Consider the following 14,682-nt stretch of genomic DNA (forward strand, 5'->3'; position numbering starts at 1 on the left):
GCGTGTCTGTACCCGCGTCCAACTCACAGCGGAATGTCGTGTTCGTCGACGGCATCCGCACCCCGTTCGGCAAAGCAGGCCCCAAGGGCATCTACGCCGACACCCGTGCCGACGACCTCGTCGTCAAGGCCATCCGCGAGCTGCTCCGCAAGAATCCGAATCTGCCGCCCGAGCGGATCGACGAGGTCGCCATTGCTGCGACCACCCAGACAGGCGATCAGGGACTGACCATCGGTCGTACCTCGGCACTTCTCGCCGGACTCCCCCGCAGCGTCCCCGGATTCGCGATCGACCGCATGTGCGCCGGCGCGATGACGTCGGTCACCACGACCGGCTCGGGCATCGGCTTCGGCCAGTACGACGTCGTCATCGCCGGCGGAGTCGAGCACATGGGACGGCACCCGATGGGCGAGGGCGTCGACCCGAACCCGCGCTTCCTCGCCGACAAGCTCGTCGATCCGAGCGCCCTCGTCATGGGCAACACGGCCGAGAACTTGCACGATCGCTTCCCGTCGATCACCAAGGATCGCACCGACGCCTACGCCGCCGCGAGCCAAGAGAAGTACGACGCCGCGAAGAAGGCCGGCTTCATCGCCGACACGCTCGTACCCGTCGCGACCAAGTCCGCCGCAGGCTGGGGCCTGGCGACCGAGGACGAGCCGCCTCGCCCCGGCACCACCGTGGAGGATCTCGCGAAGCTGAAGACGCCGTTCCGTCCCGCGGGGCGCGTCACCGCCGGCAACGCCGCAGGCCTGAACGACGGGGCCACCGCCGCGATCCTGGCAGGCGAGGACACGGCCCACGAGTTGGGCCTGAACGTCGGCATGCGAATGGTCGGCTTCTCCTTCGCAGGCGTCGATCCTGCTGTGATGGGCATCGGTCCGGTCCCGGCCACCGAGAAGGTGCTCGCACGGACGGGCCTCGGCATCGACGACATCGGCCTGTTCGAGATCAACGAGGCGTTCGCCGTCCAGGTTCTGGCGTTCCTCGAGCACTACGGCATCGCCGACGACGACCCCCGCGTCAACAAGTGGGGTGGCGCGATCGCGTGCGGTCATCCGCTCGCCTCGTCGGGCGTGCGACTGATGACGCAGCTGAGCCGTCAGTTCGCGCAGCAGCCGGAGGTCCGCTACGGCCTGACGACCATGTGCATCGGTCTCGGCATGGGCGGAACCGTCATCTGGGAGAACCCGAACCACGCCGATTACTCAGGAGCTTCCAAATGAGCGACATCACCACGGCGTTCACGGACGAGGTAGTCACGAACGCGTTCACCAAGCTCGTTGCCGTCCCTGGCCTCGACGGCCCGATCGCGCTGGTGACGTTGGACAACGGCTACGACCACACCAAGCCGTCGACGTTCGGTCCCGGCGGACTGACGCAGCTCGACGCGGCCCTCGACGAGGCGTTCGCGGCAAACCCGGTTGCCATCGCGGTCACCGGCAAGCCGTTCATCTTCGCCGTCGGCGCGGATCTCAACGGCGTACCGAACATCGAGACCAAGGATGAGGCGCTGCAGATCGGGAAGCTCGGCCACAAGGTGTTCCGACGCCTGCGCGAGTCCGAGATTCCGACGTTCGCGTTCATCAACGGCGCAGCATTGGGTGGCGGCCTCGAGGTCGGTCTGCACTCGCACTACCGGACGGTCGCCGACAACGCTGCAGCACTGGGTCTTCCGGAGGCCTTCCTCGGCCTCGTTCCCGGCTGGGGCGGAACTCAGTTGCTGCCCAACATCATCGGTGCATCGAACGCGGTCACGGTGATCATCGAGAACTCGCTCAACCAGAACCGCACCCTGAAGCCACAGCAGGCGCTGGACCTCGGCATCGCCGACGTCGTGCTCGGTGGGGCCGACTTCATCGAGCAGTCCCTCGCATGGGCCGCACAGGTCGTCAAGGGCGAGATCACCCCGGCACGCCCGGACATCGATCGCGGCCAGGCATGGGACGACGCCGTCGCGCGCGCCAAGGGAATCGTCGCAGGCAAGACCGGCAACTTCGCACCGGGACCAGTCGCTGCCGTCGAGCTCATCGAGCTCGCCAAATCGACGGACATCACCGACTCGGCGTCACTCGACACGGCATTCGCCGCCGAGGACGAAGCGTTGTCGACACTTCTCGTCAAGGACGAGTTGCGCGCAGGCCTGTACGCGTTCGACCTGGTGCAGAAGCGCGCGAAGCGTCCGGCGGGCGCACCCGACAAGTCGTTGGCGCGCAAGATCTCCGGCGTCGGCATCGTCGGAGCGGGCTTGATGGCCAGCCAGCTGGCTCTGCTGTTCGTACGCCAGCTGAAGGTGCCGGTCATCCTCACCGACATCGATCAGGAGCGCATCGACAAGGGCGTCGGCTACGTCCACGACGAGATCGACAAGCTGCTCGGCAAGAAGCGCCTGTCCCCCGACGCCGCGAACCGCCTGAAGGCGTTGGTGTCCGGATCCATCGACAAGGCTGCGTTCGCGAAGACCGACTTCGTGATCGAGGCCGTGTTCGAGAACCTGGACGTGAAGAAGAAGGTCTTCGCCGAGGTCGAGGAATTCGTCTCTCCCGAAACGATTCTCGCGACCAACACGTCGTCGCTGTCGATCACGAAGATGGCCGCCGACCTGTCGCACCCCGAACGCGTCGTCGGCTTCCACTTCTTCAATCCCGTTGCCGTGCTTCCGCTTCTGGAGGTCGTCAAGGGCGAGAAGACCGACGATGCCACGCTCGCAACAGCGTTCGCGACGGCCAAGACGCTCAAGAAGTCCGCGGTACTGTCCGCCGACCTTCCTGGCTTCGTGTTCAACCGACTCGTGACGCGTGCGTCGGGCGAGATCATCGCCGCCATCGACGAGGGCACCCCGTTCGAGGTCGCCGACGGTGCCGTCGGTGAACTCGGCATGCCGATGAGCCCGCTGACGCTGCTCGGCCTCGTCGGACCTGCCGTGGCGTTGCACACCGCCGAGACGCTCGGCGAGGCGTACCCGGATCGGTTCAAGGACTCCGCAGGTTTCCGCGCACTCGTCGACGCCAAGAAGCCCGGCGTGTGGACCTGGGGACCGGAAGGCCAGGTCGTCGACCCCGAGGTCGCCGCGCTGTGGCCGCAGGGTGATTCGCCCTCGACTGCCGAAGAGGTGCTCGACCGGACGCGTCGGGCCTTCGCCGACGAGATCCGCATCATGCTCGACGAGGGCGTCGTCGCAGCACCCGAGGACATCGATCTCTGCCTGCTCCTCGGTGGCGGGTTCGGATTCTGGAACGGCGGCATCACGCCGTACCTCGACCGCACCGGCACGTCGGAAGCGGTGACCGGCAAGCGTTTCCTGGCTCCGGGCGTCGCCAGCGTGTAGCTGCGGCGTAGCCGCCCGTGCGCGGATAGTTGGCCTGGAGGCCAACTATCCGCGCACGGGTCGCGCAGCGGCACCCTGTCACATTCGCCCGGGCTGTCTCGTCCGAGGTGGTATGACACAGAACATGAGAATCGCAGTCGCAGGGGGCACCGGCGTCGTGGGCCGTCACGTCGTCCGAGTGGCGAAGGACAACGGACACGAGGTCGTGGTTCTTTCGCGCTCGTCGGGAGTGGACCTCACCACCGGAACAGGACTGGCCGGCGCGTTGGACGGCGTCGACGTACTGATCGACGTCTCGTCCACCCAGACGATGTCGGCGAAGGACTCCACGGCGTTCTTCACGACGGTGACGCGCACTCTTCTCGCGGCGGAGAAAACCGCGGGCGTGCGGCATCACGTCGCCCTGTCCATCGTGGGCATCGACGACGCGCCGCACATGTACTACGCAGGCAAGGTCGCCCAGGAGAAAGAAGTCACGAGCGGTGACGTGCCGTGGACGATTCTGCGTGCGACTCAATTCCACGAGTTCGCGTCGCAGATCTACGGACAGATCAAGATCGGTCCGATCATCGTCGTGCCGAAGATGCGGTCGCAGCCCATCGCGGCGCGAGAGGTCGCTGCACGCCTCGTCCAACTGGCCGAGGGCACGCCTGCAGGGCGTGTGAAGGATCTCGGCGGCCCTCACACAGAACTGATGTCCCGGATGGTGCGCGACTACGCCGCCTCGATCGAGGGAACGCAGGCACACCTCGGCGGCCGAATCGTCGAACTCCCGATACCGGGTGCATACGGCAAAGCGATGCGCGACGGGACCCTGCTGACGGGCGCGGACGCGGACCACGGAATCCAGACGTTCGACGAGTGGCTCGGGACGCAACAGGCCCGGTAACTGTTCGAACGAGAATCGCACGATTTCGCACACGCCGTGCTCGGGTCGGGTCCATGATGACGTTCAGACCATCGCCGCTGCTGGTCCCGACCGCGAAAGCAGGACTCGCCATGACGCAATCTGCAGAACGCCACACTGCGAAGGTCATCGGGGTCACCGTCGCGGCCGCGGTCGGCGGCTTCCTGTTCGGCTTCGATTCCTCGGTGGTCAACGGAGCCGTCGATTCCATTCAGGAGAACTTCGCCCTGTCGTCGTTCGTCACCGGTTTCGCGGTCGCGATCGCGCTGCTCGGGTGTGCGGTCGGCGCGTGGTTCGCGGGCCGACTCGCCGACAGCTGGGGCCGCAAACGCGTCATGCTGCTGGGGTCGGCTCTGTTCACCATTTCGTCGCTCGGGTCCGGATTCGCCTTCAGCGTGCCCGATCTCATGCTGTGGCGCGTGCTCGGCGGTCTCGGAATCGGTATCGCGTCGGTGATCGCCCCGGCGTACATTTCCGAGATCGCCCCAGCTCGATTCCGTGGCGGGTTGGCGTCGCTGCAGCAGTTGGCGATCACCGTCGGCATCTTCGCAGCCCTGCTGTCCGACGCCGTGCTGCAGAACGCCGCGGGTGGGCCGTCGAACGATCTGTGGTTCGGCCTCGAAGCGTGGCGGTGGATGTTCCTCGTCGGCGTCGTACCGGCACTCGTCTACGGCTTTCTTGCGACGCTCATCCCCGAATCGCCGCGATACCTCGTCGGCAAGCATCTCGACGAGGAGGCCGCGCGCATTCTCGGCGAAGTGTCCGGCGAGCTGAATCCCGGTGAGCGAGTTCAGGAAATTCGGCTGACGTTGCGGAAAGAATCTCGGTCGTCGTTCCGCGACATCCGAGGACCGAAATTCGGATTGCAGCCGATCGTCTGGGTGGGAATCGCGATGGCGATCCTGCAACAGTTCGTCGGCATCAACGCGATCTTCTACTACTCGACGACGCTGTGGAAGTCGGTCGGTTTCAGCGAGAACCAGTCGTTCGTCACGTCGGTGATCACGTCGATCATCAACGTCAGCATGACGTTCGTCGCCATTCTGTTCGTCGATCGGGTCGGTCGCAAGAAGCTTCTGTCGATCGGCTCGGTCGGAATGTTCGTCGGTCTGGTACTCGCGGCGGTGTCGTTCTCGCAGGCGGTGGGATCCGGTGACGATCTGACCCTTCCGGAACCGTGGGGCGTCGTCGCGTTGGTCGGAGCCAACTTGTTCGTCATCTTCTTCGCCGCCACGTGGGGTCCGATCATGTGGGTGATGCTCGGCGAGATGTTCCCCAACAACATTCGTGCTGTGGCCCTCGGCCTCAGTACCGCAGCGAACTGGATCGCGAATTTCGCCATCACACTTGCGTTTCCACCGCTGTCGCAATCCATCGGCCTCGGTTTCATTTATTCCTTCTTCGCGTTCTTCGCGCTCCTGTCGTTCTTCTTCGTCAGGTTCAAGATCCGCGAGACGAAGGGTATGGAACTCGAGGACATGGTCCTGTAGTGAATCGAGAAGCACTCCGAAGGGAGTGAGATGTCATGGGAATGTTCGTCGTCGAGTACTCGTACACCGACGAATCGTCCGCCGGCCGCGACGACCACCGCACCGATCATCGCGCGTGGCTGACCGAACTCGTTCGCCGCAAGGTCGTTCGATCGTCCGGGCCGACGGCTGACCACACCGGAGCGACATTCATCGTGCAGGCCGACGACGCCGATGCCGTCAGACGCTTGTTCGCCCACGATCCGTTCGCGCGCGCACACCTCGTCGAGGATGTCCGGGTGTCCGAATGGACGCCGGCACGGGGTGATTTCGGAGGGTGATTTTTCGGAGTGCGTGCCGATGCCGCACCCGTCGACAGGCATCGTGACACCATGCCCCGCACACCATCGTTCCTGACGCATCCCCATCAGGCGTTCACCGCCGGGTTCTACCGCAACGACGATTTCGACTTCGAAGTTCGCATCGCGCTCGGCGCAGCCGCGTTCGGTGCGACCGACGCCGGTGAGGTCATGTCCGCGATCGCGCACGTCCGCGACAACGACCACGACGCCTGGTTCGACGCCTGGGTCGCACTCGGAACGCGCGTGAGGGCTCTCGCCGACCGTTCGGCCGAGTCCGGCCACGACGTCAGCGCCGCACAGGCGTATCTGCGCGCGTCGACGTATTTCGCCGTCGCAGTCAATTCGATCGCGGGACTGGGCAGCGACGACCAGTTGCTGCCGACGTTCCGGCAGCATCGCTCGGCGTGGGATCGTTTCGTGGACACGACGTCGTATTCGGTGGACCGCATCGATATTCCGTACGAGGACGGGCACATGCCCGGCTACTTCTTCCACGCATCGGGCGAGGGTCGCCGGAAGACATTCGTCATGGTCAACGGCAGCGACGGGTCGATGAGTGCGCTGTGGTCGTCGGGGGCGGCGGGCGCGCTGGCGCGCGGGTACAACGTGCTCGTGTTCGACGGACCCGGACAACAATCGATGCTGTTCGAACGCGGCATCGGGTTCCGACCCGACTGGGAAGCCGTCGTGACGCCGGTCGTCGACGCCCTCGTCGGCCGTCCCGACGTCGACGCGGACAAGCTGGCGCTGTACGGGCTGAGCCAGGGAGGTTTCTGGGTACCGCGGGCGCTCGCGTTCGAACACCGCTTCGCGGCAGCGATACTCGATCCGGGCGTCGTCGACGTCGCGACCTCGTGGACGGATCACTTCCCGAAGAACATGATCCGCATGCTCGACGACGGTAACCGCGCGGCATTCGACCGCGACATGGCGATGGGAATGAAAGTCTCGAAAGAGACTGCACGCGAATGGAATTTCCGCGCCAGACCGTATTTGCGCGACGGCTACTTCGACACCGTGATGGAGGTACGCAGGTACACCATGAACGGTCTGCTCGGCAAGATCGACACCCCGTTGTTCGTGGCGAACCCCGAGGACGAACAGTTCTGGCCGGGCCAGCCGAAGCAACTGGCCGACGCCGTCGTCGCCCCGGTGCATCTGTGCGACTTCACCGCGGCCGAGGGCGCCAACTATCACTGCCAGCCGATGGCCCGACTACTGACCGATCAACGCATGTTCGACTGGCTCGACGCGACGCTCGGGTGATCAGACCGTCTTGGCCCAGTCGACGATGTTCTGAGCGACGTCCTCGGACGTGAGACCCAGTTCGCGGTGAATCTGCTCGCGAGAAGCGTGATCCAGGAAGCGTTGCGGCACACCGATGTCGCGGCAGACCGTATCGACTCCTGCGGCTCGGATAGCGGCGGATACGCTCGATCCGACACCGCCGTGCACACCCGAGTCCTCGAGCGTGACGACGAGGCGGTAATCGGCGGCGAGCGCCGTCAGCGAGTCCGGGACCGGAAGCACCCAGCGCGGATCGACGACGGCAACCGAAAGTCCCTGTGCCGTCAGCTTCTTCGCGGCGTCGAGCGCCAAGCCGGCGAACGCTCCGACCGCAACGATCAGAACGTCACGGTCGTCCGTTTCCGGCTCGGCGAGCACGTCGACCACACCGTCCAGCCGGCGAATCGCCGGAACGTCCTCGGTGACCGAACCTTTCGGGAATCGCAGAGCGGTCGGACCGTCGTCGATCGCGAGGGCTTCGCCGAGTTCTTCGCGCAACGTCGCGCCGTCACGGGGCGCCGCGACACGCATGCCGGGCACGATACCGAGTAGCGACAAGTCCCACATGCCGTTGTGGCTCGCCCCGTCAGCACCGGTGACGCCCGCACGGTCGAGCACGAGTGTCACCGGCAGCTTCAGCAGCGCCACGTCCATGAGAAGCTGGTCGAAGGCACGGTTGAGGAACGTCGAATAGACCGCGACGACCGGATGCAGTCCACCGAGCGCGAGACCCGCCGCCGAGGTGACGGCATGCTGCTCGGCGATGCCGACGTCGAACAAACGGTCGGGATAGGCCTCTCCGAACGCGGCAAGTCCCGTCGGGCCTGCCATCGCCGCGGTGATGGCCACGACGTCCTCGCGAACCGCGGCCCGATCGATGAGTTCCTGTGAGAACACCGACGTCCAGTCCGGCCCTGATTTCGACCGCGCGAGACCTGTGAGCGGGTCGATGACGCCGGTGGCGTGCATCTGGTCGGCGACGTGATTCTCGGCGTGCGCGTAGCCCATCCCCTTGCGGGTGACAGCGTGGACGATGACGGGCCCGCCGTACGCCTTGGCTCGTCGCAGTGCGGCCTCGAGTGCAGGCTCGTCGTGACCGTCGACCGGCCCGAGGTACTTGATCCCGAGGTCGGTGAACATGACCTGGGGGCTGATCGCGTCCTTCACACCGGCTTTCATGCCGTGCAGCATCGCGTACGCCGTCTTTCCGACCAACGGAATCCTTCGCACGATCCGTCGACCGTTGTCGAGGACTTTCTCGTAGCCGGGCTGGAGTCGGAGGGCCGCGAGGTGCTCGGCGAGCCCGCCGATCGTGGGCGCGTAGGAGCGGCCGTTGTCGTTGACGACGATGACGAGCGAGCGATCCTTGCCCGCTGCGATGTTGTTCAGTGCCTCCCAGCACATTCCGCCGGTGAGCGCGCCGTCGCCGACGACGGCGACGACGTGACGGTCGTTCTGCCCGGTCAACTGGAACGCCTTGGCGAGACCGTCGGCGTACGACAACGATGCCGACGCGTGGGAGGACTCGACCCAGTCGTGCTCGCTCTCCGAACGAGCCGGGTAGCCGGACAGCCCGCCCTGTTTGCGCAGGGAGTCGAACGCTCCCGCGCGACCGGTGATCATCTTGTGGACATACGCCTGATGACCGGTGTCGAAGATGATCGGGTCGTTCGGCGAATCGAAGGTGCGGTGCACGGCCAGGGTCAGTTCGACGACGCCGAGGTTCGGGCCGAGATGGCCTCCTGTGGCGGACACCTTCTCGACGAGGAAATCGCGAATTTCGCCGGCCAGGTCGGCAACCTCGGACGGGGCCAGACGGCGCAGGTCCTCGGGCGTCTGAACACGAGCTAGGACACCCACCGAGATCGCTCCCTTCGGCCGGACTCTTGCGAGTCACGATCAGCACAGTCTACGTAGCCTGTCGCGAGCGAAGCCCTCGACAACACGTTCCAATCGACAATACTGTGGTCTGCTCGGTGCGCCCAACCACGGATGGCGCGTCCGTGGTCACATCGAATCCCGTAGCTGCAGCATAGGGTTGCCTCATGACGACCGTGGTCGACGACATTCTGCACCGCATCCACGAGGCGTGCCGCGACGAAATCTCGGGCGCCGTGGCCGATTACATACCCGAACTGGCCGCGGTGTCCCCCGACGGCTTCGGAATCGCGCTGGCCACGAGTGACGGGTACGTCTACGAAATCGGCGACACGCGCGCGCCGTTCACCATTCAGTCCATCTCGAAGCCGTTCACGTACGGTCTCGCGCTCGCCGACAACGGGGAGGACGCGGTCGCCGCGAAGATCGACATCGAGCCGTCCGGCGAACCGTTCAACGAGATCAGCCTCGACCCCGTTACCGAACGTCCACGAAATCCGATGATCAACGCCGGCGCCATCACTTCGGCATCGCTGATCCACGGTCGGACTGCCGAGCAGCGCTTCGAACGCATCAGAAAGGCCTATTCGCGGTACGCGGGACGCGAACTGACGTTCAACGACGCCGTGTACAGGTCCGAGGCGAGAACCGGTCATCGGAACCGCGCGATCGGATACATGCTCCGGTCGTTCGACATCATCGCCGGCGACCCGGACGAGGCCGTCGACCTGTACTTCCGTCAGTGTTCCATCGACGTCACCGCCGCCGACCTGGCGATGATGGCCGCGACCATGGCCAACAACGGCGTCAATCCGCGAACGGGTGAACGCGCCCTGTCCCCCGTTCTTGTCGAGCGAGTGCTCAGCGTCATGACGACCTGCGGAATGTACGACGGCGCAGGCGACTGGGTCGCCAAAGTCGGTTTGCCCGCGAAGAGCGGGGTCGGCGGCGGGGTACTTGCGGTCCTGCCGGGTCAGATGGGCATCGCCGTCTACTCGCCGCGCCTGGACGGACACGGCAACAGCGTCCGCGGGGTGGCCGCGTGCCGTCAGCTCTCTCGCACGCTGGAGCTGCACTTCCTGCACGTGCCCCGCGCCGCGGCGTCGGCGGTCCGTGGGCGCTACACCGTCGCCGAGGCCCCGTCGCGTAAACGGAGAAGCGACATCGAGCAGGACGCGCTGGCGAAGTTCGGTCACCGCGCGCGGGTGTACGAACTGCACGGCGATCTGCTGTTCTCGGGCGCGGAGACCGCGGTGCGTGAGATCGGAACGTTGGACGAGGACCTCGACGCACTCGTGCTCGACGTCCGGGGCGTCGACGACGTCAGCGACATCGCGCGCAGCATGTTCGACGACCTGCGCACCCAGCTCGCCGCCAAGCGTTGTCACGCGGCGTTCGTCGACCCACGAGGCGTCCTGGGTCATGCATCGTCCAGCATCGATCCGAAGGATCCCGGTGGACGAGTGTTCGGAGACATCGGCTCGGGCATCGGATGGGCCGAGGAACTGGTGCTCGACCGATACTGCGTGGGCCCGCGGCAGCCCGTGAGGATCTCGGCCGTCGAACATCCGGTGTTGGCCGGACTCACCGAGGAGCAGTACGCGCGGGTCGAGGCAGTGACCGACACCAGGCACTACGCAGCGGGCGACGTCATCGTGCGGGCGGGCGACCCCGCTGCCGGTCTGTTCCTCGTTCTCGTCGGGGAAGTCAGCTCCACCTACGACACACCCGACGGATTCCATCAGCGGATCTCGACGCTGTCCCCCGGCATGAGTTTCGGAGAAATGCCTCTGTTGGCGAACACACCGTTTCTGCTGAATTTCCGCGCCGACACCGACCTGACCGTCGCCGTCGTGACCGTCGCCGATTTCCACGCGCTCACCGTGGACGCACCCGCGACGAAACTGGCCGTGCTGGGCAACCTCGCCGCGGGTGCGTACGCCCAGATGAACATCGCCATCAAGTCGTTGGGACAGTTCGGCGTCGGGAGATGATTCCCGACGCCGAACTCTCTCGTGCGGTCTAGGCCGTCAGCGACACCATCGTCAGCACCTCGGTCGGCTGCGGTGAACCACCCGCAGGCTCGAGCGAGAACGCGAAGTTGGTCGACGCACCCATGCCGTCGATGACGGTGTCTCCGTCGCCGGACAACTGATCCGCAGTCACCAGACCCACCGATCGCGGGGTCCCGTCCACGAACCACATCTGGTAGTCCTTGCCCGGCTCGGGAGCCGGAACGCCGTCGAGCTTCACGACGACCGAATCGGACTCGCGCGAATACGAGACGGTTGCCGTTCCGCCACCGGGGAATTCGGCGACGGCCTCGCGCGCATCCGGGGCCGCGACGATCTGCTCGGCCTGCGTCGGCGTCGGCTCGTTCTGCAGCACCTGGGTAGCCACGACGACGCCGCCGACCGCGACGACCACCGCTGCCGCAGCGGCCATCACCGTGGTGCGCCACTTGGACTTTCGACGTTCGCGATGGCCTGCCATGCTCGTCACGTTCGACTTCTCGCGCGGAGTCGGCGCCGCCTGCGGAGTGTTCGGAATCTCGTCCAGCACACGGGTTCTCAGCTCCGCCGGGGGTTCGACGGCGTCGAGCACCGACACCAGAGCCAGCGTTTCCTGAATCTCGCTGACGAGGATGTTGAACTGAACGCGCGCCGTGTCGTCGACGGACCGCAGGTCGTTCTCGATCTCGGCGTGCTCGGCCTCGCTGACCGCGTGCAGGGCGTACACCTCCGCCGCGTCGAGCAGCCGTTGTCGGGATGCGTCGCTCATGAGGGTGTCACCCCCAGACATGTCTTCAACTTGATCAGTCCATCTCTTATTCGCGATTTGATGGTGGGCACGGCCACTCCGAGCCGCTCGGCCACCTCGCGGTAGGTCCATCCGCTGTAGTAAGCCATTCGTACCGACTCGCGCTGCGTATCGGTCAGTGTGTCGAGGCACGCAACCACGGCCTCGGATTCGAGTCGCTGCGTCACCGCCTCGAGCACCTCGTCGTGTTCCGAGGACTGGCTGATCGCCCCGTACGCCGCCTCACGATCGGTTCCCGACTGCTCGGACCTGACGCGGTCGACGGCACGTCGATGCGCCAGCGTCATGATCCAGGCGAGCGGACTCCCCTGGGCCGGGTCGTAGTTCGGCGCCGACCGCCAGATCTGCAGGAAGACCTCCTGCGTCGTCTCCTCGCTGTACCCCGGGTCGCGCAGAACCCGCAGCACCATGCCGTACACCCGAGCCGATGTGGCGTCGTACAACTCGCCGAAGGCGCGCTGATCTCCAGCGGCGACGGCGACCATCAGTCGACGTAGACGTTCGGCCTCGTCCGCGCGCAGATTGCGTAGCTGCGCGCTTGGCACGGCACAGGCGGGGCCGTCGCCGCCCTCGGGTGTCGACGGGTTCTCTTCTGAGCCTGGTATTCCCTGATACGGCGAACCCTGGCTCGGGTTGCTGCTCACCGGAACGAGGTCCCAACTGCTTCGACTCTGATCGCGTTCATTGATCAAGAGAGTAGTGCTCATATTGCCTTCACACCGAAACCTCCGCGTTTTCCCGCCGCACAACACATTCGGTACATGTCACGAAATGGATGGCCGACCGGGAAATTCATTTGCGGAACTGCGTGAACTCGGACAATCTTGGACGAATGGGACACGAGGCGGCAATCGAGACGTCAGGCCTGATCAAACGCTTCGGCGACAACGTCGCCGTGGATGGAATAGACCTACGGGTCCCGTCGGGCGGGGTGTACGGCGTGCTCGGCCCGAACGGGGCAGGCAAGACGACGACCATTCGGATGCTCGCGACCCTGCTGCCGATCGACGGTGGCACCGCGCGGGTACTCGGTCACGACATCGCCGCCGAGCCCGACGCGGTGCGCAGCAAAGTGTCCCTCACCGGGCAGTTCGCGTCGCTCGACGAGGACCTCACCGGCACCGAGAACCTGGTGCTGCTCGCACGCCTGTACGGCTATTCTCGCCCGGCCGCCCGCTCGCGCTCGGACGAGCTGTTGTCGGCCTTCGGCATCGCCGATGCCGGTGGGCGACAGGTGAAGACCTACTCCGGCGGTATGCGTCGGCGTATCGACATCGCGGCGAGCATCATCGTCACCCCCGAACTGATCTTTCTCGACGAGCCCACCACCGGCCTCGACCCCCGCAGCCGAAATCAGGTGTGGGAGATCGTGCGCGCACTCGTCGCGGGCGGCACGACGGTCCTGCTGACCACCCAGTATCTCGACGAGGCCGACCAGCTCGCAGGCCGCATCGCGGTCATCGATCGCGGACAGGTCATCGCCGAGGGCACCACGAGCGAACTGAAGGCGTCCGTCGGCGCGGGATCGCTGCACGTACGCGTCTCCGATCCCCTGCAGCGTGACTCCGCGGCGAGGATCCTGCGCACGATTCTGCGTGAGCAGGTCGTCGAGGAAGCAGATCCTGCGGCTCTGTCGGCGCGTCTCGACTCGACGTCGTCGGTCGCATCGGCTCTGCCCGCGTTCGAAGAAGCGGGAATCGGCATCGCGTCGTTCGCCATCGGCCAACCGAGTCTCGACGAGGTCTTCCTCGCCCTGACCGGACACACCACCGACACCACGGAGCGTGCGTCATGACCACTTCCCCCACCGAGATCGCGGCGTCGACCGACGCGGTGTCCGACGTCCTTCGGGCATCGGGTCCCCGACCCGCGAGGCCGTCCGCTCTGTCCACGTCGCTGTCGTTCGGGTGGCGCGCGCTGCTGAAGATCAAGCACGTTCCCGAGCAGCTGTTCGACGTGACGATGTTCCCGATCATGTTCACGCTGCTGTTCACGTACCTGTTCGGCGGGGCACTGGCCGGCTCGACGAGCGCCTACATCCAGTTTCTGCTGCCCGGCATCCTGGTGCAGACGGTCGTCATGATCACCATGTACACCGGCGTCACCATCAACAAGGACATCGAGAAGGGCGTCTTCGACCGCTTCCGATCGCTGCCCATCTGGCGTCCGTCGCCGCTCGTCGGCGCCCTGTTCGGTGACGTCGTGCGCTATTCGCTGGCGTCGGTCATCGTGTTGATTCTCGGCCTGATCATCGGTTTCCGGCCCGAGGGTGGAGTCGTGGGCGTCGTCGCGTCGGTCGTGCTGTTGCTGGTGTTCTCGTTCTGCCTCTCGTGGGTGTGGACGATGATCGCGATGATCGTCCGGACGGAGGCCGCCGTCATGGGCGTCTCGATGTTCATCCTGTTCCCGCTGACATTCGCCAGCAACATCTTCGTCGATCCGCAGACGATGCCGGGCTGGCTGCGCGCTTTCGTCGAGGTCAACCCGGTCAGCTTCCTCGTCACGTCGATTCGGTCCCTGATGGCAGGCGAACCCGACTCCTCGAAGCTGTTGGTCACCGCGGTGATGTGCGCCGGCTTCCTGGTGATCTTCGGGCCGCTGACGATGCGTCTCTACAACCGCAAGACCTGA

At 65.5% G+C, this 14,682-nt stretch carries 12 protein-coding genes; 9 read left to right on the forward strand and 3 right to left on the reverse strand.

Features of this window, described 5'->3' with window-relative positions; genetic code table 11:
* Positions 1–2 precede the first annotated feature (2 nt).
* The 6 genes from A3K89_RS09385 (at position 3) to A3K89_RS09410 (ending at position 7,332) form a co-directional block, all read left to right on the forward strand.
* Positions 3–1,226 (forward strand): thiolase family protein, encoded by a 1,224-nt coding sequence (locus tag A3K89_RS09385; protein WP_068424430.1) that lies wholly within the window; start codon positions 3–5, stop codon positions 1,224–1,226.
* Entirely contained in the window at positions 1,223–3,328 is a 2,106-nt protein-coding gene (locus tag A3K89_RS09390) for a 3-hydroxyacyl-CoA dehydrogenase NAD-binding domain-containing protein (RefSeq protein ID WP_068424433.1), read from the forward strand. The genes A3K89_RS09385 and A3K89_RS09390 overlap by 4 nt, the downstream gene beginning before the upstream one ends.
* A gap of 124 nt (positions 3,329–3,452) precedes the next feature.
* Positions 3,453–4,217 carry an SDR family oxidoreductase gene (locus tag A3K89_RS09395; RefSeq protein ID WP_068425974.1) on the forward strand — a complete coding sequence of 255 codons (765 nt, stop codon included), beginning with the start codon at positions 3,453–3,455 and terminating at the stop codon, positions 4,215–4,217.
* Between the two features lie 110 nt (positions 4,218–4,327).
* A complete protein-coding gene (locus tag A3K89_RS09400; protein ID WP_068425978.1) occupies positions 4,328–5,725 on the forward strand; it encodes a sugar porter family MFS transporter in 1,398 nt (465 codons plus the stop codon).
* 35 nt (positions 5,726–5,760) lie between these two features.
* Complete coding sequence (locus A3K89_RS09405; RefSeq protein WP_068424437.1) at positions 5,761–6,045, forward strand: YciI family protein; 285 nt, start codon at positions 5,761–5,763, stop codon at positions 6,043–6,045.
* 51 nt (positions 6,046–6,096) lie between these two features.
* The gene (locus A3K89_RS09410) at positions 6,097–7,332 is read left to right on the forward strand and encodes an alpha/beta hydrolase family protein (RefSeq protein ID WP_068425981.1); all 1,236 of its coding nucleotides are present in this window, start codon (positions 6,097–6,099) and stop codon (positions 7,330–7,332) included.
* Here A3K89_RS09410 and dxs read toward each other — a convergent pair whose 3' ends face one another.
* Positions 7,333–9,213, reverse strand: a complete 1,881-nt coding sequence (gene dxs, locus A3K89_RS09415) for a 1-deoxy-D-xylulose-5-phosphate synthase (protein ID WP_068424439.1) — start codon at positions 9,211–9,213, stop codon at positions 7,333–7,335.
* A 185-nt stretch (positions 9,214–9,398) separates the two neighbouring features.
* On the opposite strand from dxs, the gene glsA reads away from it, so the two are divergent.
* Entirely contained in the window at positions 9,399–11,225 is a 1,827-nt protein-coding gene (gene glsA, locus A3K89_RS09420; RefSeq protein WP_068424443.1) for a glutaminase A, read from the forward strand.
* 28 nt (positions 11,226–11,253) lie between these two features.
* Here the strand turns inward: glsA and A3K89_RS09425 are convergent, their stop codons facing one another.
* Together A3K89_RS09425 and A3K89_RS09430 are read right to left on the reverse strand one after the other, a co-directional pair.
* On the reverse strand, positions 11,254–12,012 hold the full coding sequence (locus A3K89_RS09425; protein ID WP_068424445.1) for an anti-sigma factor: 759 nt from the start codon (positions 12,010–12,012) through the stop codon (positions 11,254–11,256).
* On the reverse strand, positions 12,009–12,758 hold the full coding sequence (locus tag A3K89_RS09430) for a sigma-70 family RNA polymerase sigma factor (RefSeq protein ID WP_068424447.1): 750 nt from the start codon (positions 12,756–12,758) through the stop codon (positions 12,009–12,011). The genes A3K89_RS09425 and A3K89_RS09430 overlap by 4 nt, the downstream gene beginning before the upstream one ends.
* 125 nt (positions 12,759–12,883) lie before the next feature.
* Between A3K89_RS09430 and A3K89_RS09435 the strand changes: the two genes are divergently transcribed.
* Together A3K89_RS09435 and A3K89_RS09440 are read left to right on the forward strand one after the other, a co-directional pair.
* Positions 12,884–13,846, forward strand: a complete 963-nt coding sequence (locus A3K89_RS09435) for an ATP-binding cassette domain-containing protein (RefSeq protein ID WP_068424450.1) — start codon at positions 12,884–12,886, stop codon at positions 13,844–13,846.
* The gene (locus A3K89_RS09440; protein ID WP_068424452.1) at positions 13,843–14,682 is read left to right on the forward strand and encodes an ABC transporter permease; all 840 of its coding nucleotides are present in this window, start codon (positions 13,843–13,845) and stop codon (positions 14,680–14,682) included. The genes A3K89_RS09435 and A3K89_RS09440 overlap by 4 nt, the downstream gene beginning before the upstream one ends.

Origin of the sequence: Rhodococcoides kyotonense, assembly GCF_001645385.1 — a bacterium.
GTDB lineage: Bacteria > Actinomycetota > Actinomycetes > Mycobacteriales > Mycobacteriaceae > Rhodococcoides > Rhodococcoides kyotonensis_B.